At 62.6% G+C, this 26668-nt stretch carries 25 protein-coding genes, 1 tRNA gene, 1 pseudogene and 1 riboswitch; of the genes and pseudogenes, 14 read left to right on the forward strand and 13 right to left on the reverse strand.

What is annotated here, in order from left to right; translation table 11 throughout:
* Positions 1-31 precede the first annotated feature (31 nt).
* Both NKJ55_RS03280 and NKJ55_RS03285 read left to right on the forward strand, forming a co-directional pair.
* A complete protein-coding gene (locus tag NKJ55_RS03280; RefSeq protein ID WP_023677342.1) occupies positions 32-670 on the forward strand; it encodes an acyl-homoserine-lactone synthase in 639 nt (212 codons plus the stop codon).
* A gap of 15 nt (positions 671-685) precedes the next feature.
* On the forward strand, positions 686-1435 hold the full coding sequence (locus NKJ55_RS03285) for an enoyl-CoA hydratase-related protein (RefSeq protein WP_023677343.1): 750 nt from the start codon (positions 686-688) through the stop codon (positions 1433-1435).
* 24 nt (positions 1436-1459) lie between these two features.
* On the opposite strand, the gene ppk2 is transcribed toward NKJ55_RS03285, so the two are convergent.
* A complete protein-coding gene (gene ppk2, locus NKJ55_RS03290) occupies positions 1460-2362 on the reverse strand; it encodes a polyphosphate kinase 2 (protein WP_352448642.1) in 903 nt (300 codons plus the stop codon).
* Positions 2363-2559: 197 nt separating this feature from the next.
* Here ppk2 and NKJ55_RS03295 point away from each other — a divergent pair, with 197 nt between their 5' ends.
* From NKJ55_RS03295 to NKJ55_RS03305, 3 genes are all read left to right on the forward strand, one after another.
* Positions 2560-3822 carry an ATP-binding protein gene (locus NKJ55_RS03295; protein ID WP_352448643.1) on the forward strand — a complete coding sequence of 421 codons (1263 nt, stop codon included), beginning with the start codon at positions 2560-2562 and terminating at the stop codon, positions 3820-3822.
* Between the two features lie 116 nt (positions 3823-3938).
* Positions 3939-4664, forward strand: coding sequence for a phosphate signaling complex protein PhoU (phoU, locus tag NKJ55_RS03300; RefSeq protein WP_023677346.1), 726 nt, complete (start codon positions 3939-3941; stop codon positions 4662-4664).
* A gap of 116 nt (positions 4665-4780) precedes the next feature.
* Positions 4781-5788: a magnesium and cobalt transport protein CorA gene (locus tag NKJ55_RS03305; protein ID WP_023677347.1), complete on the forward strand. Its 1008-nt coding sequence runs from the start codon at positions 4781-4783 to the stop codon at positions 5786-5788.
* 158 nt (positions 5789-5946) lie between these two features.
* Here the strand turns inward: NKJ55_RS03305 and NKJ55_RS03310 are convergent, their stop codons facing one another.
* The gene (locus NKJ55_RS03310) at positions 5947-6471 is read right to left on the reverse strand and encodes a GcrA family cell cycle regulator (RefSeq protein ID WP_023677348.1); all 525 of its coding nucleotides are present in this window, start codon (positions 6469-6471) and stop codon (positions 5947-5949) included.
* A 355-nt stretch (positions 6472-6826) separates the two neighbouring features.
* Here NKJ55_RS03310 and NKJ55_RS03315 point away from each other — a divergent pair, with 355 nt between their 5' ends.
* From NKJ55_RS03315 to NKJ55_RS03325, 3 genes are all read left to right on the forward strand, one after another.
* Complete coding sequence (locus NKJ55_RS03315; RefSeq protein ID WP_352448644.1) at positions 6827-8026, forward strand: aspartate aminotransferase family protein; 1200 nt, start codon at positions 6827-6829, stop codon at positions 8024-8026.
* Between the two features lie 14 nt (positions 8027-8040).
* A complete protein-coding gene (argF, locus tag NKJ55_RS03320; protein ID WP_254816329.1) occupies positions 8041-8952 on the forward strand; it encodes an ornithine carbamoyltransferase in 912 nt (303 codons plus the stop codon).
* 162 nt (positions 8953-9114) lie between these two features.
* Positions 9115-10125, forward strand: coding sequence for an Hsp33 family molecular chaperone (locus tag NKJ55_RS03325; protein ID WP_352448645.1), 1011 nt, complete (start codon positions 9115-9117; stop codon positions 10123-10125).
* Between the two features lie 6 nt (positions 10126-10131).
* On the opposite strand, the gene apaG is transcribed toward NKJ55_RS03325, so the two are convergent.
* Positions 10132-10524, reverse strand: coding sequence for a Co2+/Mg2+ efflux facilitator ApaG/CorD (apaG, locus tag NKJ55_RS03330; protein ID WP_023677352.1), 393 nt, complete (start codon positions 10522-10524; stop codon positions 10132-10134).
* A gap of 226 nt (positions 10525-10750) precedes the next feature.
* Here apaG and NKJ55_RS03335 point away from each other — a divergent pair, with 226 nt between their 5' ends.
* On the forward strand, positions 10751-11905 hold the full coding sequence (locus NKJ55_RS03335; protein WP_352448646.1) for a glycosyltransferase: 1155 nt from the start codon (positions 10751-10753) through the stop codon (positions 11903-11905).
* Between the two features lie 36 nt (positions 11906-11941).
* Here NKJ55_RS03335 and NKJ55_RS03340 read toward each other — a convergent pair whose 3' ends face one another.
* Positions 11942-13132: an O-succinylhomoserine sulfhydrylase gene (locus NKJ55_RS03340; protein ID WP_031211967.1), complete on the reverse strand. Its 1191-nt coding sequence runs from the start codon at positions 13130-13132 to the stop codon at positions 11942-11944.
* 70 nt (positions 13133-13202) lie between these two features.
* A riboswitch (SAM riboswitch) is annotated at positions 13203-13280 on the reverse strand.
* Between the two features lie 135 nt (positions 13281-13415).
* On the opposite strand from NKJ55_RS03340, the gene NKJ55_RS03345 reads away from it, so the two are divergent.
* Entirely contained in the window at positions 13416-14510 is a 1095-nt protein-coding gene (locus tag NKJ55_RS03345; RefSeq protein ID WP_352448647.1) for a 2'-deoxycytidine 5'-triphosphate deaminase, read from the forward strand.
* Between the two features lie 16 nt (positions 14511-14526).
* On the opposite strand, the gene NKJ55_RS03350 is transcribed toward NKJ55_RS03345, so the two are convergent.
* The 5 genes from NKJ55_RS03350 to chvE form a co-directional block, all read right to left on the reverse strand.
* Positions 14527-14979: a hypothetical protein gene (locus NKJ55_RS03350; protein WP_023677356.1), complete on the reverse strand. Its 453-nt coding sequence runs from the start codon at positions 14977-14979 to the stop codon at positions 14527-14529.
* 27 nt (positions 14980-15006) lie between these two features.
* Positions 15007-15999 (reverse strand): AraD1 family protein, encoded by a 993-nt coding sequence (gene araD1 / locus NKJ55_RS03355; RefSeq protein WP_352448648.1) that lies wholly within the window; start codon positions 15997-15999, stop codon positions 15007-15009.
* A gap of 190 nt (positions 16000-16189) precedes the next feature.
* Positions 16190-17482, reverse strand: coding sequence for a multiple monosaccharide ABC transporter permease (gene mmsB, locus NKJ55_RS03360; protein WP_292659525.1), 1293 nt, complete (start codon positions 17480-17482; stop codon positions 16190-16192).
* Entirely contained in the window at positions 17479-19011 is a 1533-nt protein-coding gene (gene mmsA, locus NKJ55_RS03365; protein WP_352448649.1) for a multiple monosaccharide ABC transporter ATP-binding protein, read from the reverse strand. Before mmsA ends, mmsB begins: the two co-directional genes overlap by 4 nt.
* A gap of 99 nt (positions 19012-19110) precedes the next feature.
* Complete coding sequence (gene chvE, locus NKJ55_RS03370; RefSeq protein WP_254816339.1) at positions 19111-20175, reverse strand: multiple monosaccharide ABC transporter substrate-binding protein; 1065 nt, start codon at positions 20173-20175, stop codon at positions 19111-19113.
* 318 nt (positions 20176-20493) lie between these two features.
* Between chvE and NKJ55_RS03375 the strand changes: the two genes are divergently transcribed.
* Entirely contained in the window at positions 20494-21483 is a 990-nt protein-coding gene (locus NKJ55_RS03375; protein WP_352448650.1) for a LysR family transcriptional regulator, read from the forward strand.
* Between the two features lie 311 nt (positions 21484-21794).
* Here NKJ55_RS03375 and NKJ55_RS03380 read toward each other — a convergent pair.
* Positions 21795-21868, reverse strand: a tRNA-Gly gene (locus NKJ55_RS03380).
* A 131-nt stretch (positions 21869-21999) separates the two neighbouring features.
* On the opposite strand from NKJ55_RS03380, the gene NKJ55_RS03385 reads away from it, so the two are divergent.
* Complete coding sequence (locus NKJ55_RS03385; RefSeq protein ID WP_023677362.1) at positions 22000-22263, forward strand: DUF6460 domain-containing protein; 264 nt, start codon at positions 22000-22002, stop codon at positions 22261-22263.
* Positions 22264-22267: 4 nt separating this feature from the next.
* Here NKJ55_RS03385 and NKJ55_RS03390 read toward each other — a convergent pair.
* Positions 22268-23170: pseudogene (locus NKJ55_RS03390) on the reverse strand (histone deacetylase family protein).
* A 50-nt stretch (positions 23171-23220) separates the two neighbouring features.
* On the opposite strand from NKJ55_RS03390, the gene NKJ55_RS03395 reads away from it, so the two are divergent.
* Complete coding sequence (locus NKJ55_RS03395; RefSeq protein ID WP_352448683.1) at positions 23221-24645, forward strand: MATE family efflux transporter; 1425 nt, start codon at positions 23221-23223, stop codon at positions 24643-24645.
* 3 nt (positions 24646-24648) lie between these two features.
* Here the strand turns inward: NKJ55_RS03395 and NKJ55_RS03400 are convergent, their stop codons facing one another.
* Entirely contained in the window at positions 24649-25725 is a 1077-nt protein-coding gene (locus NKJ55_RS03400; protein ID WP_352448651.1) for a quinone-dependent dihydroorotate dehydrogenase, read from the reverse strand.
* Positions 25722-26072, reverse strand: a complete 351-nt coding sequence (locus tag NKJ55_RS03405; protein WP_023677366.1) for a DUF952 domain-containing protein — start codon at positions 26070-26072, stop codon at positions 25722-25724. Before NKJ55_RS03405 ends, NKJ55_RS03400 begins: the two co-directional genes overlap by 4 nt.
* A 126-nt stretch (positions 26073-26198) precedes the next feature.
* On the opposite strand from NKJ55_RS03405, the gene NKJ55_RS03410 reads away from it, so the two are divergent.
* Positions 26199-26630, forward strand: a complete 432-nt coding sequence (locus NKJ55_RS03410) for a hypothetical protein (protein ID WP_352448652.1) — start codon at positions 26199-26201, stop codon at positions 26628-26630.
* Positions 26631-26668 lie beyond the last annotated feature (38 nt).

Below are 26668 nucleotides of genomic sequence, written 5' to 3' on the forward strand. Positions count from 1 at the left end.
GTATCTTCCTATTGAAACTAGGAGACGGCAAATGCTTTTTTCCCTCACGACCCAGGAATTGATGGAACGGCCCGACCTCTGGGAGGCAGTTCATCGTTTGCGTTACAGAGTTTTCGTCGAAGAGATGGGATGGACCGATCTGCAGCGCCCTGATGGCCTCGAGATCGATCAATTCGACCACGACGAGGCAGTGCACCAGATCGTCATCCGCAATGGCGAGCTCGCCGGTTATCAGCGGATGTTGCCGACGACCCGGGCACATCTTCTAACCGATGTGCTGGCGGACCTTTATGAGGGAACCCCACCGTCGGGCCCGAATGTCTATGAACTGACCCGCTATGCGGTTGCGCCGGGATTCCGCGACGGTCGGCGCGGCGTGTCGACGGTCGGCACCGAGCTGATCGCCGGCTTCGTCGAGTGGGGTCTGAAGCGCAACGTCAACCAGGTGATCATCGAATTCGAGCCGATGTGGGTGCTTCGCGCGCTGCAGCTGCATTTCCTGGCAACGCCGCTCGGTTACCAGCGTACCTATGGCAACCAGCAGGTGGTTGCCACACTGCTCACCTTCAACGAGCACACGCTCGACGTGGTGCGTTCGCGCCGCAACCACTTTGCGCCGGTGCTGGCCAGAGGGTACCCGGACATGCTCGGACAGAGACGCGCCTCGTGAGATTGGAGAGAGGCCATGAACGTTCACTCAAAAGCAGAATTCCGCAATCACACGCTGATCGTCACGGTATCGTCGGGTGACGGCCGCCCGGTGCTGGACAGGCGGGCCTATGAAAGCCTGGCCAGAACATTCCACGAAGCCGCTGTCGACGACGACGTCCGCGTCGTGGTCCTGCGCGGCTTGGCCGGGTGCTTCTGCCTCGGTGCCGATTTCTCCGAATTTCTCGACGCCACCAAACATCGGCGACTGATCGCCGCCGTCACCGATATGTTCCGCACGCTGGCGACGTTCCCGAAACCGGTCCTTGCCTGTGTCGACGGCGACGCCGTCGGCGTCGGTTGCACCATCCTGTTCCACTGCGACATGGTGATCGCCTCGAGCAAGAGCACGTTTCGGGTGCCGTTCGTCGATTTCGGCCTGGTGCCGGACGCGGCGACCAGCATTCTGGCGCCGCAGAAGCTCGGCTATGCCGGGGCGTTCCGCTTCTTCTGCCTGGGCGACACGCTCGCCGCCGAAGATGCCAGGGCACTGGGCCTTGTCGGCGAGATCGTGACGGACGGCAGCGTCGAGGAAGCCACGTTGGCAAGAGCCAGGCAACTCGCCAAGAAGCCTGTCGCGGCGCTGCTACAGACGCGCGACCTGCTTAGGGGCGACACCGGCGCGCTCTGCGACCGCATCGACCAGGAGATCTCGCTTTTCCAGCAGGCGCTGCAGGACGACACCACGCTGAAGCGACTGCAGCGGATTGCCCGGCTGGCGGCATGAGAGCCGCGTATCGATGAGGTGAGCTTATTTTTCGAGGAAAGTCGGCCCTTCGCCGATGATCTTCTTGTCCTCCTTGCCGATGACGTCGAGGTCGCGGCCGTCATAGGGAAGCGAAAGGAGAATGCGCTGCATGACGGCCAGCCGCGCGCGCCGTTTGTCGTTCGCCCGCACAATGATCCAGGGCGCGAACTCCTTGTGCGTGCGCTCGACCATCAGGTCGCGCGCTTTGGTGTATTCGTCCCATTTGGTGATGCCGGCGATGTCGATTGGCGAAAACTTCCAGCTCTTCAGCGGGCTCCAGCGGCGGTCGTGGAATCGTTCGAGCTGCGTTTCCCGGCCGATGTTCAGCCAGAATTTGAAGAAATGTATGCCCTCGTTGCGGATCATCCGCTCGAAATGCGGAACCTCGTCCAGAAATTGCTCGTGCTGCTCGGGCGTGCAGAATCCCATCACCGGTTCAACGCCGGCGCGGTTATACCAGGAGCGGTCGAAGGTGACGAATTCGCCCGACGTCGGGAAGTGGTCGACGTAGCGCTGGAAGTACCATTGTCCAAGCTCGGTGGGCGTTGGCTTGGTCAGCGCCACGTTGCGCGCCGTGCGAGGGTTCAGATACTGGCGCAAAACGAAGATCGTGCCGCCCTTGCCGGCAGCGTCGCGCCCCTCGAACAGAGACATTACCCGCTTGCCCGTCGACTGCAGCCACGCCTGCGCCTTGACCAGCTCGATCTGCAGCTTCTCTAGCCTCTCGTCATACTCCTCGCTCTTCATCTTCTTGTCGTAAGGGTAACCGCCGGCGGTGAGCTTGCGGTCCCCGACCCAGTCGGGAAGCGCGGGGGCCTCGATGTCGAACGCCCTCTCCTTGCCGTCGATCATGATCTTCAGCGGCCCCGATGAGGGTGCGGCGGGGCTTTCCTTAGCGTTTTTCATCGAGGCGAACCTTTCCAGCTTCCGGACTCGTGCTATTGGGAGCCTTACTGCATCGGCCCAAAAATCGGAATCGATTTTCGGAAAGAACGATGCAGCAGATAAAGTGGTAGAGCGTCCTTTGTGCGTCCAATTGGACGCACTGCGCTCTAGCGCCGGTCCAGCAAGAAGTTCTTGAAGTGGCCGCAGACGGAGCGCAAATGGCCGACATCGGCACGGAGCGGAGAGGCAGGGCGCAAGCCGTCGCCATGCGGCTGTGGAACAGCCGCTGGCTGCTGGCGGCCGGCCTCGTTGCGGTTCTGATGGTCTATGGTTTTGCCGGCATGTCTGGCTATGTGGTGCTGCTGGCTGGCGCCGTGCTGGTTGCCGCTGCGATGCTGCCGGCCGGCATCGCCCGCCAATCGACCGAAAATGCCGCGGCCATCGAGTCGAGCGTGCAACAACTTTCCGGCGAATATCTCGCGGCGGCGGTTGCCGATCCGCTGATCATTTTCGATCGCTCCGCCGCCATCGTCCACGCCAACGCTGCTGCCTTTGCCGCCTTCGGCGGGATTGCGCCCGGCATGTCGCTGTCGCTGAAATTCCGCGCGCCGGAAATGCAGGCCTTGCTGGATAGTATCTTGGCGGGCAACGTCGCTTCGGACAGCGTCGACTACATAGAAAAGCTGCCGGTCGAACGAGCCTATCGGGTGAGCGCGTCTTCAGTCGGCCATGCCACGGATCTCTACGTGCTGGTGTTCAAGGACCAGAGTGAGGCGCGCCGGATCGACAGAATGCGTGCCGACTTCATTGCCAATGCCAGCCACGAGCTGCGCACGCCTCTCGCCTCGATCGCCGGCTTCATCGAGACGCTGCGCGGGCCGGCCCGCAACGACCCCGCGGCGCGCGAGCAGTTCCTGCAGATCATGCAGAACCAGACCAGCCGCATGGCGCGCCTCATCGACGATCTTCTGTCGCTGTCGCGCCTGGAGATGAAGCCCTATCTCAAGCCGGGAACCGAGGTCGACCTGCGCCAGGCCATCGACAGCGTCATCGATTCGCTTGGGCCGCTCGCAAAGGAAAACGGCGTCGTCATCGAGCGTGATTTCGCGGAAGGGCCGCTCGACGTGCCCGGCGATCGGGACGAGCTTTTCCAGGTCTTCGAAAACCTGCTGGAAAACGCCTGCAAATATGGTCAGTTGGGCGGACGCGTCGTGGTGTCGATCATACGCAGCGACAGCGATCCCGAACCGGGCATCGACGTCACCATCAGGGATTTCGGCCCCGGCATCCCCGAAGAGCACATCCCGCGCATCACCGAGCGCTTCTACCGCGTCGACGTCGAGAACAGCCGAACCCAGAAGGGCACCGGCCTTGGCCTGTCCATCGTCAAGCATATCCTGACCCGCCACAACGCCAGACTCTCCATCAGGTCGGAGGTCGGCAAGGGTGCGGCGTTCACGGTCCATTTGCCGGCTCGCTAACGTAGTACTATCTCTAGCACATAATGGGCCGTTTCTTTTTTCTGTCATCCGGCTAGCGTATCAGCGGGGATTCGAGGGAACGACTCAACCACGAGATCCCGGGAAGGCATTTCGTCATGCAGTCCGTGCATATCGTCAGCGCCTATGACGAGGAGCTGAAATATCTGTCGAAGCGCATCGCGGCGATGGGCGGGCATGCCGAGCGCATGGTCGAGCAGGCGGTCGCGGCGCTGGTCAATGCGGATCCGGGGCTTGCCCAGAAAGTCATTCGGGACGACCTGGTTCTGGATGAGGGACAGCGCGAGATCGACGACAAGGCGATCATCATCATCGCCAAACGCCAGCCGATGGCGACGGATCTGCGCGAGATCGTCGGCGCGATCCGCATCTCGGCTGACCTCGAACGGGTAGGCGACCTCGGCAAGAACGTCGCCAAGCGGGTGGTTGCCGTCGCAGACGGGCGCCAGCCGAACAGCCTGTTCCGCGGCCTCGAGGCTTTGGCCAATCTGGCACTGACCCAGCTCAAGGAAGTACTCGACGTCTATGCGTCGCGGTCGGTGGAGAAAATCGGTTTCGTGCGCGACCGCGACGACCAGATCGACGCCATGTACACCTCTCTGTTTCGCGAATTGCTGACCTACATGATGGAAGACCCACGCAACATCACGCCCTGCACACATCTCCTGTTTTGCGCCAAGAACATCGAGCGCATCGGCGACCACGCTACCAACATCGCCGAGACGATCTACTATATCGTCACCGGCGATCAGATGCCGGCCGATCGTCCGAAGGGCGACAAGACGGACAAGATTATTCTTCCCGCAACCCAACCAGCGAAGTGAGTTCTCTCAGCACTGATGCGAATTTCGGATTCGCCACCTGACAGAAAATTGCGCTAAGCTTTCGACGCGCCGACTTCTCAGTTCCGCGATGAAGGCCCCGCCTTCAGGAGGCTGCGATGGAATACGTCCGCGAGTTTGCTCCTGCGCCGCCGATGTCGGGTATAATCGCTTGCGGCGTCTATACGGCTGGGCGGCGCATCGCCGACATTCCGATCGAGGAAGCCGGCGAATGGGCCGGGAAGCCGGGCCACGTGGTCTGGATCGGACTGCTGGAGCCCGACCGCAATTTGTTGCTGCGCGTCCAGGCGCAATTCCATCTGCATGAGCTGGCGATCGAGGACGCCGAGCATCCGCACCAGCGACCGAAGATCGAGCAATATGGTGATGCCCTGTTCATCGTTGCCCGCACGGCGCAGCTGATCGACAGCCGCGTCACCTTCGGCGAGACGCATCTGTTCGTCGGCGCGGGCTACATTGTCAGCGTCAGGCATGGCCCGTCGACCTCCTACGCCGCCGTTCGCCAGCATTGGGAAAGCTGCCCACATTCCCTTGCCAAGGGCGAGGATTTCGTCCTCTACGCCATTCTCGACTTCATCGTCGACAACTATATGCCGGTGCTTGAGCAGATCGAAAACGAGGTCGAGGCGATCGAGGACAAGGTTCTGCTGAAACCGATGACCGGCTCCGATATCGAACGGCTTTATATGCTGCGCCGCGATCTCTTGCGCCTGCGTAATGCGGCCCTGCCGCTGGTGGAGGTCTGCCGGCGGCTCACCAGCGCCGATCTGCCGCAAATCCACACAGCCATGCACCCGCTGTTTCGCGACGTCACCGACCACATCCGCACTGTCCAGGAAAAGATCGACAGCCTGCGTGAGGTTCTCGCCTTCGCCTTCGAGGCGAGCCTTCTGGTCGGTCAAAGCCAGGAGACGGCGATCTCCAAGAAGCTTGCCTCATGGGCCGCAATCTTGGCCGTGCCGACGGCATTCGCCGGCATTTACGGCATGAATTTCAGCGACATGCCGGAACTGAGGATGGAATATGGCTACCCGGCCGTCCTGGCGGCAATTGCCCTGATCTGCACGTTTCTTTACTGGCGGTTTCGCAAGAATGGGTGGCTTTGAAGCGAGGGCAGTAGGGCAGTAGGGCAGTAGGGCAGTAGGGCAGTAGGGCAGTAGGGCAGTAGGGCAGTAGGGCAGTAGGGCAGTAGGCTATCGCTTCGGGAGCGCGCTTCTCTACAATTCACCTACTGCCGTACTGCCTTACTCCCCTATTCCCCTAACTATCTGCTCCGCCGCCGCTCCGATGCCGGCTGGAACGCCACACGGGCGTGGTACTTGCAGTAGGGGCCGGTTTCGGCGGCGTCGTTGCCGCAGAAATGGAAGTCTTCCGAAAGCGGATCGCCGTTCGGCCATTTGCAAGTGCGCTCGTTGAGTTCGACAAGTTGCAGATGCCGCGAGATCGGCACCACGACGTTCTCGACCGGGCGGATATAGTGGCGCGCCACCGGTTCGGCATCGAACTGCGCCTTGAGCGCGGTCGCACCGATCGACATCGAGGTGGTGGCATGGCGTGTGGCGCTTGCTGCCCGGGACACCGATTTCTGGATCGTCGATCCCTGCACCGTCTTCTTCTGGCGTGCCGGTGAGGCGGTCGTGCGTCCGCGACCGGACAGTTTCAGCCGGTGCACTTTGCCGATGACCGCATTGCGGCTGACCCCGCCAAGCTGTGCGGCGATCTGGCTGGCGCTGAGGCCCTCCGACCACAATTTTCTGAGAAGTTCGACTCGCTCGTCAGTCCAGTTCATGAGACCGCGCTCCTGCTGAAACGTGCGGCAATCGGAATCCATTCCCGACCCGGCTTCTGCCGGGCAGACACCACATATATCGGGTGATTAGGTCCGCCGCACGAAATCTAGTTATTTCTCTACTACAATTACCTTATGCGCTGACTCGGTGACAAGAGTCCCAAGGCCAACACGAATCGGTTTTTTCGGTTTTCCCCAACTTGCCCGGTCGCTTATGAGCCGGCGTTATGCTGGGGGGCTTGCCGCGCGACCTTGCGCGACCTTTTCGTTGACTTCACGGCCGAAAAACACGATAAGCCACAAGGGCCGCCGCTTTGGCGGCTTTTTGATTTTTCCGGTTCCGGAGACGCATATAATGAGCGGTTCGGCGCTTTTCGAGACCTTTGTTCGCGCACCCCTGGCTTTCGACCATGGTGAAGGCACCTGGCTGGTCACCGACAAGGGCGAGCGATATCTCGATTTCGCCGGCGGCATCGCCGTGAATTCGTTGGGCTACAGCCATCCGCATCTGGTCGCGGCCCTCACCGAGCAGGCCGCCAAGCTCTGGCACGTCTCCAATCTGTACGAGATTCCGGGACAGAGCCGGCTCGGCGAGCGGCTGGCCGACGCAAGCTTCGCCGACAAGGTGTTCTTCACCAATTCCGGCGCAGAGGCGCTCGAATGCGCCATCAAGACGGCGCGGCGCTACCACTTCGTCAAGGGCCATCCCGAGCGCTACCGCACAATCACCTTCGAAGGCGCCTTCCACGGCCGCACCCTGGCGACCATCGCCGCCGGCGGCCAGTACAAGTATCTGGAAGGTTTCGGCCCCAAGGTCGACGGCTTCGACCAGGTCGGTTTCGACGATATGGATGCCGCCGAGAAGGCGATCACGCCTGAAACCGCGGCGATCCTGATCGAGCCGGTGCAAGGCGAGGGCGGCATCAGGCAAGTGCCGACGCAATCGCTGAAGCGGCTCAGGCAGCTCTGCGATCAGCACGGACTGCTCCTGATTTTCGACGAGGTCCAATGCGGCGTCGGCCGCACCGGAAAGCTGTTCGCGCATGAGTGGGCGGGTGTCACACCCGACCTCATGGCGGTGGCCAAAGGCATCGGCGGCGGCTTCCCGATGGGTGCCTGCCTCGCCACCGACGAGGCAGCGGTCGGCATGACCGCCGGCGTGCACGGCACCACCTTCGGCGGCAATCCGCTGGCAATGGCGGTCGGCAACGCCGTGCTCGACGTGGTGCTGGAAGACGGCTTTCTCGAAGACGTCCGGCGCAAGGCACTGCTGTTGAAGCAGGGGCTCGCTGGCGTCGCCGACGAATTTCCGGATGTTATCGAAAGCATCAGGGGCACCGGGCTGATGCTCGGGCTTAAATGCGCGATGCCCAACACTAAGGTCACGGTGGCACTGCGTGACCAGCATCTCTTGACGGTTCCGGCCGGCGACAACGTTATCCGCCTGCTACCGCCTTTCACCGTCACCGACGCCGAGATCCACGAAGCGCTCGAGCGCATTCGTGCCGGCGCCAAGAGCCTGGCAGATGCCATCGTCGCTGCCGCCGCGAAGTAATCCTGGAATTCCTGATGTCCCTTCGCCATTTCACCGATCTTTCCGCCGTTTCCGAAGGCGATCTGCGCTTCATGCTCGACGACGCAGCGGTGCGAAAGGCAAGGCTCAAGGCCGGCGAACGCAGCAAGCCGCTCGAAGGCAAGGTGCTGGCGATGATCTTCGACAAGCCGTCGACGCGCACGCGCGTGTCGTTCGACGTCGGTATGCGGCAGTTGGGTGGCGAGACGATCATGCTGACCGGCACCGAGATGCAGCTTGGCCGCTCGGAGACCATTGCCGACACGGCCAAGGTGCTGTCGCGCTATGTCGATGCCATCATGATCCGCACCACCTCGCATGACCGGCTGTTGGAACTGACGGAAAACGCTACGGTCCCCGTCATCAACGGGCTGACCGACGAGACCCATCCCTGCCAGCTGATGGCCGACATCATGACCTTCGAAGAGCACCGCGGTCCGGTGGCCGGTAAAACGATCGCCTGGACCGGCGACGGCAACAACGTGCTGCATTCGCTGCTGGAGGCATCCGCGCGGTTCCATTTCAAGCTGAACGTCGCCGTGCCGGAGGGCAGCGAACCGGCCCAGAAGCATGTCGACTGGTCGAAAGCCAATGGCGGCAAGCTGAAATTCACCCGTTCGCCCGAGGAGGCCGTTCACGAGGCCGACTGCATCGTCACCGACTGCTGGGTGTCGATGGGCCAGGAGCACCGTGCCCGCGGCCACAATGTCTTCCTGCCATATCAGGTCAATGCGGCACTGATGGCGAAAGCCAAGCCGGACGCGCTGTTCATGCACTGTCTACCGGCGCATCGCGGTGAGGAGGTTACCGACGAGGTCATCGACGGACCGCATTCGGTGGTGTTCGATGAGGCCGAGAACCGGCTCCATGCCCAGAAGGCGGTCTTGGCCTGGTGCCTGGGCGCTTGATACGAGCCGCGGTGATCCGGGCCGGCCTGATCTGCGCCGCCTTGATCTGGGCCGCCTTGATCCGCGAGTTGGTGGTGCCTATCTCAGGCGCATCACGCAAATCGAGCGCGTCTCGTCGCATGCGCCCCGGAGGGCGGCATCGCCGCGCCCCGGAGCTTTGTCATGTTGGAAACTCATCAATTGGCTGAACATAAACCCAAGCTCGGCGAATTCGGCTACGCCGGCGACGACCATGTCGTGCCGTTCGAGGTCGGCCCGCTCGACGTGCGCGGTCGCACCGTCCAGCTCGGGCCGATGCTCGATGCTATTCTCAGCCGCCACGACTATCCCGAGCCGGTCGCCCGGCTCCTGGCTGAAGCCTGTGTGTTGACGGTATTGCTCGGAACTTCGCTGAAGTTCGAGGGCAAGTTCATTCTGCAGACCCGCACCGACGGGCCGGTCGACATGCTGGTCGCGGATTTCTCCACGCCGCACGCGCTGCGCGCTTATGCCCGCTTCGATGCCGACCGGCTGCAGGCTTTGACTTCTGCCGGCGAGACGTCACCGCAGACGCTGCTCGGCAGCGGCGTCCTGGCGCTGACCATCGACCAGGGCGCTCACACACAACGCTACCAGGGCATCGTCCAGCTCGACGGCGTCACACTGGAAGATGCCGCACGCACTTATTTCCGCCAGTCGGAGCAGATTCCGACCGACCTCCGGCTTTTGGTTGCCAAGCTTCTGACGCCCGGCGTCGGCGGTGCCCGCGAGCAATGGCGGGCCGGTGGCCTGCTGGCACAATTCCTGCCGCAGTCGGCGGAGCGCATGCGCGTACCCGACCTTCCCGGTGGCGACGGCGATCCGCGTGAGGAAATCCACGACCCGACCGACAATTCCTGGCAGGAGCTGCTGGCGCTGCTTGGTACTATTGAACCGACCGAGCTGATCGATCCGACGATCGGCGCCGAACGGCTGCTTTACCGGCTTTTCCACGAGCATGGCGTCCGCGTGTTCGGCGGGGTGCCGGTCGCCGACCAGTGCTCATGCTCGAGGGAAAAGATCCACGGCATCCTCGAAGGCTTTTCCGCCGAGGAGATCAGGGACAGCACCGAGGATGGCAGCATTCACGTCGCCTGCGAATTCTGCTCGAAGCAATATGACTTCGACCCGGCGGAGTTTGCAGCGGCCGGATGACGGCCGTCAATTGACGGTGCGCCGCATTCCCGGCAAGTCGAGCGAGAAGGCGGGGATGGCGACGTCGAACGTCTCGCCCCGCTTGTTGCGCATGGTGTAGTGCCCGACCATGATGCCGGACGGCGTCGAGAGCGGGCATCCAGACGTATACTGATAGCTGTCGCCGGGGTTGAGTCCGGGTTGCTCGCCGACGACCCCGGGGCCGCGCACTTCCTCGACCTTGCCGGTGCCGTCGGTAATGTGCCAGTAGCGCGACAGAAGCTGCACGAACTCATCCGACTGATTGTCGATGGTCACCTGATATCCCCAGACATAGCGGTTTTGCGGCGGGTCGGAGTGATCCTCCAGATAGAACGGCCTGACCTGCACTTCGATGTTGCGGGTGACGGCGCTGTACATAAACTACTCCAAAGCAATGTAGATGGAACTTCGACGCTCAGCGCAGTTTGATCAACGATGCGCGTCATCTCCTTGCCCGACTCGAGCGCAGGTGCCGAAAAACAATGTCATTTAAGTGACACATGACAATGATGGTGTGCAGGCTTGTGCCGGGCGACTCAGCGTTCTGTCGAATTGTTGAAAACGGCCGTCATGCGGCCGGCACTTCTGGAGTGACCAGATCTCGATGGAACCGACATTCGCAGCCGCCCTCCTTTCCATAGCCCTCCTTCTTTCAAATCTCGCCAGCATCCTGTTAGCTTCGCTGAAGCTGAAGCGACCAGGCAGGATCGCACCGCCCGCGGCCAACGCGCCGCCGGTATCGATCGTCATCCCGGCGCGCGGCGTAGAGCCGTTTGCCGAAGAGACGCTGGAGCGCGCCTTCTCACTCGACTGGCCGCGCTACGAACTCATCTTCTGCGTTGCCCATGCCGACGACCCGGTGGTCAAGCCGATCACCGCCGCAATGGCGCGCTTTCCAGCTATTCGCGCCCGCCTTCTAGTCGGTGACGACCGCATCAGCGGCAATCCAAAACTCAACAATTGCGTTAAGGGTTGGGAAGCGGCGCATTATAGCTGGGTCATCCTTGCCGATTCCAACGTGCTTATGCCGAGCGACTACGTCCAGCACCTGATGGCGGCGTGGCGGCACGACACCGGCCTCGTCTGCTCGACGCCGATCGGCTCGCGGCCGGACGGCTTCTGGGGGGAGGTCGAATGCGCCTTTCTCAACACGCTGCAGGCACGCTGGCAGTACGCCGGAGAGGCGCTCGGCCTCGGCTTCGCGCAGGGCAAGAGCATGTTGTGGAATAAGCCGATGCTCGACGCCAATGGCGGCATCTGCGCGCTTGCTGCCGAGATCGCCGAAGACGCCGCCGCGACCAAGCTGGTCAACGGGCTCGGACTGCGGGTCAATCTTGTCGCCTCGCCCTTTGAACAGCCGCTCGGCCGGCGCACGTTTGGCGAGATCTGGTCGCGGCAGGCGCGTTGGGCGCGGCTGCGCCGCGTCACCTTCGCGCTGTTCTTCGCCCCCGAGATCCTGATCGGCGCAGCGCCGCCGCTGGTGCTTGCGCTGATCGCGGCGGCTGACGCCGGCGTCAGCCTGCCGGCAACCGCCATCGCCGTGCTGGTCGCGGCCTACCTGCCGGAATGCGCCTTGGCCTCGGCCAAGGGATGGCACCTGTCGCTGCGCACCATCCTGGCGATGATGGCGCGAGACCTGATGCTTCCCGCCATTTGGGCGCGCGGATGGCTGAGCGGCGCCGTCGACTGGCGCGGCAATGTGATGACTATCCAGACCAAGCCCGTCGCGGAGCTGGAAGAGACCCCGTCCGGCGCCTGATCGGCGCGTCCCCGCTCGCCTCTATTCGGCCAGCCCTTATCCGGCAACTCTCAGTGCCTGCTCGATGTCTTCGAGCAGGTCGTCGGCGTCCTCAAGGCCAACTGACAGCCTGAGCGTTCCCGGTCCGATGCCGAGCTCGGCGCGGGCCTCATCGGTCAAGTTCTTGTGCGTCGTCGTCGCCGGATGGGTGATCAGGCTCTTGGCGTCGCCGAGATTGTTGGAAATCAGCACGACGTCGAGTGCGTTCTGGAAGGCAAAGGCCGCCTGCTTGCCGCCCTTCACATCGAGGCAAATCAGCGTCGAGCCACCCGACATCTGCTTCTTGACCACCGCCGCTTGCGGGTGGTCGGCACGGCCAGGATAGATGACACGGGCGATTTGCGGGCGCTCGGCGAGGAAATCCGCGATGCGGCCGGCACTTTCCGTTTGCTGGCGTACGCGTAGCGGCAGCGTCTCCAGGCCTTTCAGCAGCGTCCAGGCATTGAAGGGCGAGAGGCTTGGGCCGGTGTGGCGGAAATAGTCATGCAGGTTCTCGTCGATCCATTTCTTGTCCGACAGAACGATGCCGCCAAGACAGCGCCCCTGGCCGTCAATATGCTTCGTGGCCGAATAGACGACGATGTGGGCGCCGAGCTGCAGGGGTTTCTGCTGCAAGGGCGTAGCGAAGACATTGTCGACGATCAGCCTGGCGCCGATCGAATTGGCAAGTGCCGCGACGGCGGCGATGTCGATCACCTCCAGCGTCGGATTGGTCGGGCTTTCCAGAAAGAACAGTTTGGTGTTCGGCTTGACCGCCTTTTCCCAATTGGCGATGTCGGTGCCGTCGACCAGCGTTGCCTCAATGCCGTATTTCGGCGCCAGCGTCTCGACCACCCAGCGGCAGGAGCCGAACAGCGCGCGCGCCGCGACGATATGGTCGCCCGCCTTGGCGCTGCACAGCAGTGCTGCCGTCACCGCCGCCATGCCGGATGCCGTGGCGCGCGCGTCCTCGGCTCCTTCCAGCGCGCACATGCGTTTCTCAAACATGTCGACCGTCGGATTGGCATAGCGCGAATAGATGAAGCCCGGCTCCTCGCCCTTGAAGCGGGCCTCCGCCGCTTGCGCCGTCTCGTAGACATAGCCTTGGGTGAGATACATCGCCTCGGAGGTCTCGCCGAAGCCGGAACGCAGCGTCCCGGCATGCACGAGTGCGGTCTGAGGCTTCCAGTCGCGCTTCTTGGTCATCATTCCATCCAAACACCAAAATTGGTCCAAACAACAAAAAACCGGTCGCGAAAGTCGCAACCGGTCCATATGGCCTTGCGGCCCGACGGTCCTTTAGCGACTTGTTTAACGTGGCTGCAAGCCGACCGGCCAAATCACCACGGGATAACGAGCTTTAGACCCGCGCCACGCTTGCGTCAATTGCCGGCATGATTAAGAGGGTTGTACCAAGCAGGTGCCAAAGGCGTCCACGGTCGGACCTGCGACAGAACAAGACCTCGCCCGGCGTTCGAACGGAGCCAGACCCTTGCGGCAGACAGGCATTCTTCCCGATCAGGATATTTCCGCGCTGTTCCAGACGGGCGCGCTGAAATCGCCGCGCACGCTCGATTCCGATCAGATCCAGCCGGCCAGCCTTGACCTCAGGCTCGGCGACAAGGCCTGGCGGGTGCGTGCTTCCTTCTTGCCCGGCCCGGACTACAGGGTTGTCAACAAGCTCGACCGGCTGAAGCTGCACGAGATCAACCTCGCCGAAGGTGCCGTGCTGGAAACCGGCTGCGTCTACATCGTGCCGCTGCTCGAAAGCCTGGCGCTGCCCGCGCATATTTCCGCCTCGGCCAACCCGAAAAGCTCGACCGGACGGCTCGATATCTTCACCCGGGTAATGACCGACCGTGGCCACGAGTTCGACAAGATCGCCGCAGGCTATGAAGGTCCGCTCTATCTGGAGGTCAGCCCGCGCACTTTCCCGATCGTCGTGCGCACCGGCTCGCGGCTGTCACAGATCAGGTTCCGCACCGGCAATGCGCTCTTGTCAGAAAGCGAGCTGCACGAGTTGCACCGCGCCGAGATGCTGGTCGCCACCGAACCACCCAACATCTCAGGCGGCGGCATCGCGCTGTCGATCGACCTCGACGGCGACAAGGATGGGCTTGTCGGCTATCGCGGCAAGCACCACACCGGCCTGGTCGACGTCGACAAGCGCGCCGCGCAGGATGTCGTCGATTTCTGGGAGCCGCTCTACAAGAGCGGTGCCGGCGAGCTGGTGCTCGATCCGGACGAATTCTATATTCTGGTGTCGCGCGAGGCGGTGCATGTGCCGCCACTCTACGCCGCCGAAATGACGCCTTTCGACCCGCTGGTCGGCGAGTTCCGCGTCCATTATGCCGGTTTCTTCGACCCGGGTTTCGGCCATTCGGCGTCGGGCGGCACCGGCAGCCGGGCGGTGCTCGAGGTGCGCAGCCACGAAGTGCCGTTCATCCTCGATCACGGCCAGATCGTCGGACGGTTGGTCTACGAGCACATGCTGAAACGGCCGCAGGCGCTCTACGGCACAGATCTAGGCTCGAACTATCAGGCGCAGGGCCTGAAACTGTCCAAGCATTTCCGCGTCGCCCGCTGATCTTGTTCGCAGGCCATCAGCCGCGAAACAGATATTCTTTCGCGGCGCCAAGGCAGCCATGAAACTGACCGACAAAGAGCAGTTCTCGCACTGCCAATCGCTTCTTCCCCCAAAAACCTCTGGTTTGCTTCTCGTCGTCAAGTGAGGCGCTTGAGCTGGACTGCAAGGGGAACAACTGCTTGCCGAGACATCCCAGCACATGGGCTCTGGCGGAGTCGATACCGCAGGCTCTGCCATTGTCGTTCAGTCTGTCAGCGCGGAGTGCGGACGTCATGCGATCCGCGTTGCGCATCAGAAAGCTCACTTGCGATTTCGAATAGCCGGTGGCCAGAAGCCGGTCAGTCATCGACATTCGGGCTTCGCGATAGGATCTTGCGCTGCATTGTCCGGCGCTGTAAGCCGCTGGGGAGAAATAGGCGAGGAACAGGACTAAACTTACGAACACAGTGCCAATCCGCAGGCCGTTCATTTCTCGCCCCTGAATTATGTCACCAGTTTACAACGCCTTCACCGCCACCTTCACCGGCTGCTCGATTTCAAGCGGGTTGCGCAGAGGCAGGCCGAAATCCTGCGCCTCGATTTCGAATACGTCACCGGCCTCGGTCCTGATGCCGTCGGCGAAGGACAGCGTCGCCGTGCCGAACATGTGTACATGCACGTCACCCGGCTGGCGGAAGGCCGAGTATTTGAAGTGATGATGCTCGAGATTGCCAATGGTGTGCGACATGTTCGCCTCGCCCGACAGGAACGGCTTTTCCCAAAGCAGCTTGCCGTCGCGTAGGATGCGTGAAGCGCCGCGGATGTCGGACGGCAGGTCGCCGATCAGGATCTCCGGGCCGAACGAAGCGTTGCGCAGCTTGGAATGGGCGAGGAAGAGATAGTTCACACGCTCGGTGACGTGGTCGGAAAACTCGTTCGACAGGGTGAAGCCGACACGGAACGGGGCGCCGTCGTCGCCGATCACATAGATCCCGGCGATTTCCGGCTCCTCGCCGGCATCCTGGGCGAAGGCCGGCGACATAAGCGCCGCACCGGGCGCCACCGCCATGGTGCCGTTGCCCTTGTAGAACCATTCCGGCTGCACGCCGGTCTGGCCCTTCGCCGGCTTGCCGCCCTCAAGCCCCATGCGGAACATCTTCATGGAATCGGTCAGCTGTTCCTCGCCGTCCGTGCTGAGCTTCTTGTGCATGGAATCGCGGGTCGCGGCGGAGCCGAGATGCGTCAGCCCGGTACCGGTGAGATGGAGATGCGCCGGATCGGGATGGTTGATCGGCGACAGCAGCCGGCCCTTCTTGTAGGCTGCGTCGAGATCGACGGTTTCGCCGAAGCCCTTGCGCTCGATCAGGGCGACAAGCCCGCTGCCGGTACGCGCGGCTTCCATCGCCAGCGAATAGACGCTGCGGGCGCCGTTGATGACGCGGGTCTTGCCGCCGCTGCGGGCAACGACGCGGATCGTCTCGGCGTCGTCGAAGATTTGTGAGATCAGCATGGTAACCCTCTCTGAATTGTGGGCTTGGCGTGCCTTTCTTGGCAAACCCTGCCCTGCGCGGCCCGGACCCTGTCCGCGCCTCGGTTGAAATTCTTCGTCCGGATTGCGCTCGCGGATCAGGTCCCTCGGGGGACTTCTTTGCGCCGCCCGGCAGCGCCGCGATGTGACCCGTATGCCTCCTGGTTGCCTCTCAAGCCTTGTTCTTGTTGTAGACGTCGAAGACGACGGCGCCGAGCAGCACCAGGCCTTTGACCACCTGCTGCCAGTCGACATTGACGCCCATGATCGACATGCCGTTGTTCATGACGCCCATGATGAAGCCGCCGACCACCGCGCCGATGACCTGGCCGACGCCGCCCATCGCCGAAGCGCCACCGATGAACACCGCGGCGATGACGTCGAGCTCGCTGCCGAGGCCGGCCGCCGGCACAGCCTGCCCCAGGCGCGCTGCGATAATTAGACCGCCGAGTGCCGACAGCACGCCCATATTGATGAACACCATCAACGTCAGCCGTTCGGTCTTGATGCCCGATAGCTGGGCTGCCTTGGCATTGCCGCCCATTGCATAGATGCGACGGCCGATCGTCATGCGTTTGGTAACGAAGACGAACAACGCGATCAGCACGCCCATCACCATGAGAACGATGGGGAGGCCCCTATAGGTGGCGAATTGGTAGACGAGAAACAGCGCCAGCGCGCTGATCACCAGGGTCTTGACGACGAACAGCGAGAAGGGCTCGGCTTCGTAGCCATGCTTCTCGCGGGTGCGCCGAGCCCTGAGCCCGAAATAGGCATAGGCGAGCACGGCGACGAGGCCGATCACGATCGTCGTCAGGTGCAGCGTCAGGCCGCTGCCGACAATGGTTTTGCCGGCGGCGTTCACGGTTGGCGGTATCAGCGTCAATGGGCCGATCAGGTCCGGAATGAAGCCGGAACTGAGCGCCTTGAAGCCGACGGGAAGCGGCCCTACGGAAGACCCGCCACCCAGCAGCGCCTGGCAGATGCCGCGGAAGATCAGCATGCCCGCCAGCGTGACGATAAAGCTCGGTATTCGGTGATAGGCAATCCAGTAGCCTTGTGCCGCGCCGATCGCACCACCGACGATCAGGCAGATGATCGACACCACCAGCGGATTGCTCAATGGGCCAAGCGGCCAGATGACCATCATCATCGCCGCCAGTGCGCCGATGAAGCCGGCGACGGAGCCGACGCTGAGATCGATGTGACCCGAAACGATCACCAGAAGCATGCCCAGCGCCATCACGATGATGAAGCTGTTCTGCTGCACGAGATTGCTGAGGTTCACCGGCTTGAACAGCGTTCCGGACGTGGTGAACTGGAAGAACACCATGATTGCGATCAACGCCAGCACCAACCCGTATTCGCGCAGGTTGGTGACCAGCGCCGAGACGGCAATGCGAGGTCCCTGTTGTAGATCCTGGGCAACGCCGGTCTGCGGCCCGGGAGCGCTTTCGGTGCTCATGATGCTTTTCCTTCTCCGCGGACGATGGCGCGCATTATCTTTTCCTGGCTGGCGTCGCTTGCCGCCATTTCGCCGACGATGCGTCCTTCGTTCATGACGTAGATGCGGTCGGTGATGCCGAGCAGTTCGGGCATTTCCGACGAGATGACGATGATTGCCTTACCCTCGGAGGCGAGACGCGCGATGATCGTATAGATTTCATACTTGGCGCCGACATCGATACCGCGTGTCGGCTCGTCGAGGATCAGCACTTCCGGATTGGCGAACAGCCATTTCGACAGCACCACCTTCTGCTGATTGCCGCCAGAAAGGTTGCCGGTCATCTGGTAGACGCTCGAGGCGCGGATATTGGTCCTGCCGCGATAATCGTTGGCGACCGAAAGCTCGCGCAAATCGTCGATCACGCCGTGGCGCGACACGCCGGGCAAGTTGGCCAGCGTGATGTTGTGCTTGATGTGGTCGATCAGGTTGAGACCGTAGGTCTTGCGGTCCTCGGTAACGTAGGCGATGCCGTGTTCCACCGCCTTGCTCACCGAAGAGACGTCGATCGGCTTGCCGTTGAGGAACACCTCGCCGGTGATGCGACGGCCATAGGACCGGCCGAACAGGCTCATGGCAAACTCGGTCCGGCCGGCGCCCATGAGCCCGGCAATGCCGACCACTTCGCCTTTGCGGGCGTTGAGATTGATACCCTTGATGACCTGCCGCTCGGCATGGATGGGGTGGTAGACCGACCAGTTTTTCACTTCCAGAACGGTCTCGCCGATCTTCGGCTCGCGCGGCGGATAGCGGTCGTCGAGCGAACGGCCGACCATCGAGGTAATGATGCGGTCCTCCGAGATGTCCTTCTTGGCCAGCGTCTCGATGGTCCGCCCGTCACGGATGATGGTGACCTTGTCGGCGACCCGGTTCACCTCGTTGAGCTTGTGCGAGATCAGGATCGAAGTGATGCCTTGCCGCTTGAATTCGAGCAGCAGATCGAGCAGCGCCTGGCTGTCCTTTTCGGACAGGCTCGCGGTCGGCTCGTCGAGAATGAGCAACTTCACTTCCTTGCTGAGCGCCTTGGCGATCTCGACCAGCTGCTGCTTGCCGACGCCGATATTGGTGATCAGCGTGTTGGGGTCTTCCTTGAGGCCGACCTTCTTGAGCAGGGCGCTGGTGCGCGCCTCATTGGCATTCCAGTCGATGACGCCGTATCTGGCGTGCTCGTTGCCGAGAAAGATGTTTTCGGCGATCGACAGCATCGGCACCAGCGCAAGCTCCTGGTGGATGATGACGATGCCCTTGCGCTCGCTGTCATGGATGCCTTTGAAATGGCACTCATCGCCGCGATAGATGATCTGGCCGTCATAGGTGCCGGACGGATACACACCCGACAGCACCTTCATCAGCGTCGACTTGCCGGCGCCGTTCTCGCCGACCACGGCATGGATATCGCCTTCCTCGACCATGAGCTTAACGTTCGACAGCGCCTTGACGCCGGGAAACGTCTTGGTGATGTCGCGCATCTCCAAAATCGTCGATGCCATTGAGAATACCACTCCTGCGAGGTCCGCAAACAATACCGGGCTGGCTCGCCAACGAAAAGGGGCCCTGCCTGCGCAGGACCCCAGGCTTTGTAACCGCGATTACTTCAGCTCTTCGGCCTTGATGTAGCCGGAGTCGACCACCAGGGCCTGATAGTTCGACTTGTCGACGTCGTGCGGTGTCAACAGGATCGAGGGAACGACCTTGACGTCGTTGTTGTAGGTCGTGGTGTCGAGGCCTTCCGGCTTGCCGCCCGAGAGCACCTTGTCGACGAGTTCGACCGTCGCCTTGGCGAGTTCGCGGGTGTCCTTGAACACCGTCGAATACTGTTCGCCGGCGATGATCGCCTTGACCGAAGCGGTCTCGGCGTCCTGTCCGGTGACGATCGGCCATGGCTGATCGGCGGTGCCGTAGCCTACGGCGCGCAGCGAAGCGATGATGCCGCGCGACAGGCCGTCATAGGGCGAGAGCACGCCATCGACGCGGCTGCCGTCCGAGTAGTTGGCGGAGAGCAGATTGTCCATGCGGGCCTGGGCGGTTGCCGCCAGCCAGCGCAGCGTGCCGACCTTGTCCATGCCCATCTGGCCGGACTTCACGACGAGGGTCTTGTCGTCGATCAGCGGCTGAAGAACCGACATGGCGCCGTTATAGAAGAAGAACGCATTGTTGTCGTCCGGCGAACCGCCGAACAGCTCGATGTTGAACGGGCCCTTCTTCTCGGGATAACCGAGACCCTTGAGAAGCGATTTGGCCTGGATGACGCCGACGCCGAAATTGTCGAAGGTGGTGTAGTAGTCGACATTTGGCGTCTTCTTGATCAGGCGGTCGTAAGCGACGACGACAACGCCGGCGTCATTCGCCTTCTGCAACGCATCGCCCATCGTGGTGCCGTCGATCGAAGCGATGATCAGCGCCTTCGGGCCCTTGGTGATTTCGTTTTCCAGCTGGCTGAGCTGGTTCGGAATGTCGTCCTGCGCGTACTGCAGGTCGACAGTGTAGCCCAGAGCCTCGAGCTGGGACTTGACGGCGTCACCGTCGTTGATCCAGCGCTGCGAGGTCTTGGTGGGCATCAGCACGCCGATCAGGCCTTCGCCCGCCTGCGCCGGCAGCGTCATGGCCGCGATGCCTAGGGCCGCGACGGCGGCCAGTGTCTTGATAATCTTCACATTAACTCTCCCTGGTTGATGGACGCGTACCCTTGGGTTTCGTGGGCCGCGCAATCGTGCAGGAGCGCCAAACGCGCCGCTGCCGTCAATCGATCTCCGGTATCCTCCCAATCGGCCCCAAGACTCTGGTTTCAATCGATACGAGTTTCCCCCTCGTCACCGACCGTCAAGCCTCAGGACGCGCGAAGGGTGTGTCGCTTTGCCATAACTGTCAAATGCGATCTTTGATGGTTGCTATATCGAGACTGATATGGCTTAGGCTAGTGACGACGCTGCCGGATCCAGCCAGGGCGCCGGGCGTAAGAGTAGGGAAGAATCATGGCGGCGCTGCGAAATCCTGACGGAATATCAGCCAGTTACGATGAAATCCCGGGTGATGGCGGAACCTTGCTGCGCAGCGGCTTGAGCCTGCGTCACATGCGCATGATCGCAGCCCTCGACGAGCACGGCCGGGTGAGTGCCGCGGCCCAGGTCATGAACATCTCGCAGCCGGCCGCTTCGCGCATGATCGCCGAGATGGAGGCCGTGCTCGACGTCAAGCTCTGCGAAAGGCTGCCGCGCGGCATCACGCTGACGCCCTATGGCAAGGCATTGGCACGGCGCGCGCGATCGATCCTGCTCGAGATGCGCGAGGTCGACCGCGAGATATTCGAGCTCAAGGCGGGCAAAGGCGGCTCGGTGTTCCTGGGCGCAGTCACGGCGCCGGCGATCGAGCTGGCGGTGCCGGCGATCCGCGAGATCCGGCGCCTCTATCCGCGCATCGAAATCACCATGCAGGTCGAGACCTCGAACGTGCTGGCGCGCGAGCTGATCGCCTCGCGCCACGATTTCATCATCGCCCGCATCCCCGACGACCTCAATCCGCGGCTGTTCGAAGCGCGCGTCATCGGCGTCGAGAAAGCCTGCCTGATCGTGCGCCGCGGCCACCCGCTGACCAAGGGCAAGGCGGTGCGGCTGGAAGACACCGCCGCCTATGATTGGGTTTTCCAGTCGGGCGGCTCGCCGCTGCGCCAGGCGATGGAGAGTAACTTCCTGAACCGAAACATCGCGCTGCCGGACCGCATCCTCAACACCAGCTCGCTGCTATTGACTCTGGTCATGGTCGCGCAATCCGACGCCATCGCGCCGGTGTCGATCCAGGTCGCGAAGTTCATCCAGAACCCCGAAGGCCTGGCCGGCGCTATCGATGTCGTCCAGACTGAATTCGACATCGAGGTCAGGCCCTACAGCCTGATCACGGTGAAGAACCGCGCGCTGTCACCGGCAGCCAAGATGCTGCACGATTTTATTTTGCGAGAGGTGGGCTGAGGGTTGGAGCGGGTAGCGGGCGCATCCCGTGGCCGGCCAGACGACCAGACAGGCCCGCCAGCAGCGGCGCCGATGCACGTCGGCCACTACTGCCTGATGCTCAAAAAAGGCCCGCCAGCAGAAGCCAGCGGACCAAGGGTAGACTTTCCGGTTGGGGTCATTCGAGGCCCCGCCGACCCTCAATGTGAGATATTCCACGAACTGGCACATCGGCCAAACAGATGAAAGACGGCCAGCCCTGGCCGTAAAACTGCCTATAAATCCGCTGGTTTTCAGCTTGGCCAGAACAAGTGCAATGCCGGGGCAAAAGCTGGAGCGGGTAGCGGGAATCGAACCCGCGCGTTCAGCTTGGGAAGCTGACAAGCTACCATTACATCATACCCGCGCTGGTTCCTCCGATATCATGGCCCGGCGCCGATGCGCAATCCGGTTTGAGGGCTCGGCTTGATGCAGGGCTATCAACTGCGTATTTCTAGGCATGTGCCCGAATCGCGGCACCCGACTGTGGAGACAGGCTTGTCCGCACTGAACCGCTTTCTCGGCGATACGCCGCTCCGGGTGATCCTGAAGCTGCTTGTGGTGTCGTTCCTCGTCGGGCTGGTCATGAATGCCTTCGGCTGGTCGCCGATGGATGTGCTTTATGGCATTCGCAAATTCTTCATCGACCTGTGGAATTTGGGCTTCCACGCCATCGACCGCTTTCTCGGCTACATCCTGCTCGGTGCCGCGATCGTCGTGCCGGCCTTCATCCTGCTCAGGATCGCTAACTACCGGAAATGAATTTTCAGGCGTAGCCCGCCGCCACCTCGAACAGGATGGCGTGCCGTGCAGCAAGTGCTGCGACATCCGTCGAATAGCCTCCGCCGATAACTCCGCATACCGGTATGCCAAGCATGCGGAAATGGCGGATCACCATATCGTCGCGGGCGCGCAGCCCGTCATCCGTGAGCGACAACCTGCCGAGCCGGTCCTCGACATGGACATCGACGCCGGCATTGTAGAAGGCGAGGTCCCAGCGCCTTCGCGCCGACAGCTCCGGCAGGATGGCGTCCAGCCGCTCCAGATAGGCTGCATCGCCGGCACCGTCGGGCAGGGCGACATCGAGATTGGAGGCGATCTTGCGTGCGGGCTAGTTGCGGTCGCCATGCATGGAGAAGGTAAACACGCGCGGCTCGTCGTTCAGGATATCCGCCGTGCCGTCGCCCTGATGCACGTCGAGGTCGACGACCAGGATGTTTTGGACAGCAGCTTCGGCGAGCAGCACCAGCGCGGCAACGGCTACGTCGTTGAAGGTGCAGAAGCCGGCGCCTTGCGCGCGCCGTGCATGATGGCTGCCGCCGGCGGTGTTGCAGGCGATGCCGTTCAGCAACGCCAGCCGCGCTGCCAGCACCGTGCCGGCCGTTGCGAGCTGCGCCCTCAGCGAAACCCGCGGTCCCACGGGAAAGCCGATCTCGCGCTCGATCGCCACCGGCACTTCGCAGGCAAGCACCTGGTCGACATAGTCGACCGCGTGGGCAAGCTTCAGCCATGATGGCCGCGCCGCCTCCGGCATGTTGAGCGCTTCGGGACGTGCCAGGCCGCGTGCCCGCAAGGCGTCCATCAGCAGCGGATATTTGCTCATCGGGAAGCGGTGGTTGACGGCGAAGCCGGCGTCGTAGTCGGGATGATGAACGATCTGCAAGGGCATGGGGCGGCCGGTGCGCCAGAGGCGGGTTTCGGTTGACCGTAACGGGGTGGATGGTTGCGCGAGGTCCGCAAACTGGGGCACATCGGCTGGCCGATCAAGCCGCAACGGAAAGCAACACGCGTTTGGAGCAGGCTTTGCCCACCGAAGTCCACGCCACCGAAGCCAGGGCCTTTGTCGTCACCAACCGCTCGGTGCTCGCCATCGCCGTGCCGATGACGCTTGCCTATCTGACGACACCGTTGCTCGGAATTGTCGACACGGCGGTGGTTGGGCAGTTCGGCGACGCCGCCCTTCTCGGCGGCCTGGCGGCCGGCGCCCTGATCTTCGACGTCGTTTTCACGACCTTCAACTTCCTGCGCTCCGGCACCACCGGCCTCGTCGCCCAGGCCTTCGGGCGCGGCGATGCGCTGGAGGAGCAGGCGGTGTTCTGGCGCGCCGTGCTGATCGCGGTCGTCGCCGGCGTCGTGCTTGCCGCGCTTGCGCCGCTGGTCTCCACCGCCGGGCAATGGTTCATAGGCGCCGAACCGCGCGTCAGCGCGGCGATGGACGTCTATATCCGCATCAGGATGCTCGCAGCACCGTTCTCGCTGATCAATTACGCCATCCTCGGTTACGTGCTTGGGCGCGGCGAGGGCGGGCTCGGGCTGATGCTGCAGTTGATACTGAACGGCATCAACATCGCCCTCTGCTTCCTGCTTGGCCTGGAGCTCGGCTGGGGCGTTGCCGGCGTTGCCTGGGCAACGGTCACCGGCGAATTCGTCGCCATGCTGCTGGGTCTCGCCATCGTCGGCCGGCGCTTCCGGGCGGCACCCAGGCTGCCGCGCCACCGCGTCCTCGATCTGCCGGCATTCCTGCGCATGATGTCGCTCAACCGCGATATCATGATCCGCTCCTTCTCGCTGCTCGCCGCCTTCGCGCTGTTCACGCGCCAGGGCGCGCAGTTCGGCACGCTGACGCTGGCCGCCAACGCCGTGCTGATGAACCTCTTCCTGGTTGCCGGCTATTTCCTCGACGGTTTCGCCACTGCCGCCGAGCAGCTCGCCGGCCGCGCCATCGGAGCGCGCGCCGCCACCGCCTTTAACCAGGCGGTGCGGCTGACGCTGCTTTGGGGATTCGGTCTGGCCGGCGCGGCGACACTCTTCTTCCTGCTGGAGGGCACGGATCTGATCGCCCTGATCACGACCTCGACGGACGTCCGCGCCATTGCCGACATCTACCTGCCCTGGGCGGCGTTCACCGCGCTCAGCGGCGCGCTGGCTTTCGAGATGGACGGGATTTTCATCGGCGCAACATGGTCGCGCGACATGCGCAACATGATGCTGGTGTCGTTCCTGTCGTTCAGCGCCGCGCTGCTGATTCTGGCGCCGGCATTCGGCAATCACGGCTTGTGGGCGGCGTTGCATGTCTTCCTGCTGGTACGCGGCTTCAGCCTGCTCGCCATATTGCGGCTGCGGGTGCGCACAGCCTTTAACTGATCGCTAAAGCGGTTTCGCCGCCCAGTGATCGAGGCGGCTGTCGCGAAGCTCGCGCAGCGACTTCAGCCGTTGACTGTCCATGAAACGGGCCATGCCGGAAAGAATGCGCCCCGGCAGCGCGGGCCCGGCATAGATCATGCCGGTATAGAGCTGGACGAGATCGGCGCCGGCACGGATCTTTTCCAGCGCCGTCTCGGCGGAATCGACGCCGCCGACGCCGATGATAGTGGGATCCGGGCCAAGCAGTTTTCGCATCCTTGCCAGCACGATAGTCGAGCGCTCGAACAAGGGTTTCCCCGAAAGCCCGCCGGTCTCGCCGGCAAGGCCGGCGCTGCTCAGGCCGGCTCGCGCGATCGTTGTGTTGGAGACGATGACGCCGTCCATTTGCTTGTCGCTGATCTCGGCAGCGATGTCCTCAAGCTCGGCCTCGACCAGATCCGGCGCGATCTTGAGGAACACGGGCGGTTTTGCCGGTGCCGCCGCACGCGCGGCCATGACCCGCGACAGGAGCTCGCCAAGCTGTTCGCGCGCCTGCATGTTGCGCAGGCCCGGCGTGTTCGGCGAGGAGATATTAATTGTCAGATAGCCGGCGTATCGCGCGAATCGGATCACGCCGCGCTCATAATCACTGACGCGGTCGGCGCTGTCCTTGTTGGCGCCGATGTTGATCCCGACGATGCCGGGGCGGCCTTTTCGGGCGGCAAGGCGCTTCTCCGCGGCGGCGTGGCCCTCATTGTTGAAGCCCAGCCGGTTGATCACTGCCCCGTCCGAAGGCAGCCGGAAGATGCGCGGCTTCGGATTGCCCGTCTGCGGCAGCGGCGTGATCGTGCCGACCTCGGCGAAGCCGAAGCCGAGGCCGAGCAGCGCGTCCGGCACTTCGGCATTCTTGTCGTAACCCGCGGCCATGCCGAGCGGGTTCGGGAAATCGAGCCCGCAACGGCTGACCTTTAACCTGTTGTCCTGCGGCGGACGACCGGCGACCGGCAGCCCGCATCTCAGCGCGGCAATCGACAGCCCATGCGCGGTTTCCGGATCGAGCGTGAACAGCAGTTTCTGGCCGATCCGGTCGAACGCGCTCATTCGGCCTCCAGCGCCGGGAATTCATGCCGGCCGTCAGCGCCGAGCGGCAATGCCTGCACCGAAACGACCGCATCGAGGCCGAGCCCGCCATAGAGATGCGGGAACAGGGCGCCGCCGCGCGAGACCTCATATTTCAGCGCATCGCCGAGGCGCGCGCTATCGACGGCGACCAGCAGCAACCGGCTTTGGCCGGCGAAATGTTTGGCCGCCGTTTCCCGAACCTGCCCGGCGGTGGAAAAATGGATGAAGCCGTCGGCGACGTCGATCGGCGCGCCGGTGAAGCCGCCTTCTCTTTCAGCCTCGCGCCACAGCGCCTCGGGAACTATCTTGTAGATGATCTCGGACATCGTTGCGCTATAGTCCGAACCGACCACGCGGGGAAGGGCAGGCCCGTGTTCTTCCCCATTTCAGGTTCATCCCCATTTCAGGCGCAAACTGTGATAGATTGCGCTGACTGGCTCATGGAGGAAAACATGCGTCTGAAACACGTCTTGATCCCCGCAGCACTGGTGTCGCTTGTCGCGGCGTCGGCCTTTTCCGAGGAAGCCGATCGCTACCGGTTGGAGAAATCGGCCAATGGCTATGTCCGCATGGATACGCAAACCGGCGCCATGTCGCTCTGCGAGGAACGCTCCGGCCAACTCGTCTGCAAGACGGCGGCCGACGAACGTGCCGCCCTACAAGATGAGGTCGACCGGCTGCAAAATTCGGTGAAGGCGCTCGACGAACGCGTCGCCAAGCTCGAAAATTCGCTTGCCGCGCGTTTCGAATCGACTTTGCCCAGCGAGGAGGATTTCAACAAGACGATGGGCTACATGGAGCGCTTCCTGCGCAGCTTCATGGACATCGTCAAGGACATGGACAAGGACGAAGACAGCGCCAAGCCCAATTCGCAAAAGACCTAGGCAATTCGCAAAAAGACCTGGGGCGGGAATAGCAAGCC

The sequence above is a fragment of the Mesorhizobium sp. M0106 genome (genome assembly GCF_040322715.1).
Lineage (GTDB): Bacteria > Pseudomonadota > Alphaproteobacteria > Rhizobiales > Rhizobiaceae > Mesorhizobium.

Excerpts from the sequence above, each read along its gene's own strand:
- NKJ55_RS03375 (WP_352448650.1), top strand. The coding sequence starts at position 20,494 with ATGGCGGCGCTGCGAAATCCTGACGGAATATCAGCCAGTTACGATGAA.
- NKJ55_RS03325 (WP_352448645.1), top strand. The coding sequence starts at position 9,115 with ATGTTGGAAACTCATCAATTGGCTGAACATAAACCCAAGCTCGGCGAA.
- NKJ55_RS03335 (WP_352448646.1), top strand. The coding sequence starts at position 10,751 with ATGGAACCGACATTCGCAGCCGCCCTCCTTTCCATAGCCCTCCTTCTT.
- argF (WP_254816329.1), top strand. The coding sequence starts at position 8,041 with ATGTCCCTTCGCCATTTCACCGATCTTTCCGCCGTTTCCGAAGGCGAT.
- NKJ55_RS03310 (WP_023677348.1), bottom strand. The coding sequence starts at position 6,471 with ATGAACTGGACTGACGAGCGAGTCGAACTTCTCAGAAAATTGTGGTCG.
- NKJ55_RS03410 (WP_352448652.1), top strand. The coding sequence starts at position 26,199 with ATGCGTCTGAAACACGTCTTGATCCCCGCAGCACTGGTGTCGCTTGTC.
- mmsA (WP_352448649.1), bottom strand. The coding sequence starts at position 19,011 with ATGGCATCGACGATTTTGGAGATGCGCGACATCACCAAGACGTTTCCC.
- ppk2 (WP_352448642.1), bottom strand. The coding sequence starts at position 2,362 with ATGAAAAACGCTAAGGAAAGCCCCGCCGCACCCTCATCGGGGCCGCTG.
- NKJ55_RS03350 (WP_023677356.1), bottom strand. The coding sequence starts at position 14,979 with ATGAACGGCCTGCGGATTGGCACTGTGTTCGTAAGTTTAGTCCTGTTC.
- NKJ55_RS03395 (WP_352448683.1), top strand. The coding sequence starts at position 23,221 with ATGGTTGCGCGAGGTCCGCAAACTGGGGCACATCGGCTGGCCGATCAA.
- NKJ55_RS03405 (WP_023677366.1), bottom strand. The coding sequence starts at position 26,072 with ATGTCCGAGATCATCTACAAGATAGTTCCCGAGGCGCTGTGGCGCGAG.
- NKJ55_RS03280 (WP_023677342.1), top strand. The coding sequence starts at position 32 with ATGCTTTTTTCCCTCACGACCCAGGAATTGATGGAACGGCCCGACCTC.
- apaG (WP_023677352.1), bottom strand. The coding sequence starts at position 10,524 with ATGTACAGCGCCGTCACCCGCAACATCGAAGTGCAGGTCAGGCCGTTC.
- NKJ55_RS03285 (WP_023677343.1), top strand. The coding sequence starts at position 686 with ATGAACGTTCACTCAAAAGCAGAATTCCGCAATCACACGCTGATCGTC.
- NKJ55_RS03315 (WP_352448644.1), top strand. The coding sequence starts at position 6,827 with ATGAGCGGTTCGGCGCTTTTCGAGACCTTTGTTCGCGCACCCCTGGCT.
- araD1 (WP_352448648.1), bottom strand. The coding sequence starts at position 15,999 with ATGCTGATCTCACAAATCTTCGACGACGCCGAGACGATCCGCGTCGTT.
- mmsB (WP_292659525.1), bottom strand. The coding sequence starts at position 17,482 with ATGAGCACCGAAAGCGCTCCCGGGCCGCAGACCGGCGTTGCCCAGGAT.
- phoU (WP_023677346.1), top strand. The coding sequence starts at position 3,939 with ATGCAGTCCGTGCATATCGTCAGCGCCTATGACGAGGAGCTGAAATAT.
- NKJ55_RS03400 (WP_352448651.1), bottom strand. The coding sequence starts at position 25,725 with ATGAGCGCGTTCGACCGGATCGGCCAGAAACTGCTGTTCACGCTCGAT.
- NKJ55_RS03340 (WP_031211967.1), bottom strand. The coding sequence starts at position 13,132 with ATGATGACCAAGAAGCGCGACTGGAAGCCTCAGACCGCACTCGTGCAT.
- NKJ55_RS03295 (WP_352448643.1), top strand. The coding sequence starts at position 2,560 with ATGGCCGACATCGGCACGGAGCGGAGAGGCAGGGCGCAAGCCGTCGCC.
- NKJ55_RS03305 (WP_023677347.1), top strand. The coding sequence starts at position 4,781 with ATGGAATACGTCCGCGAGTTTGCTCCTGCGCCGCCGATGTCGGGTATA.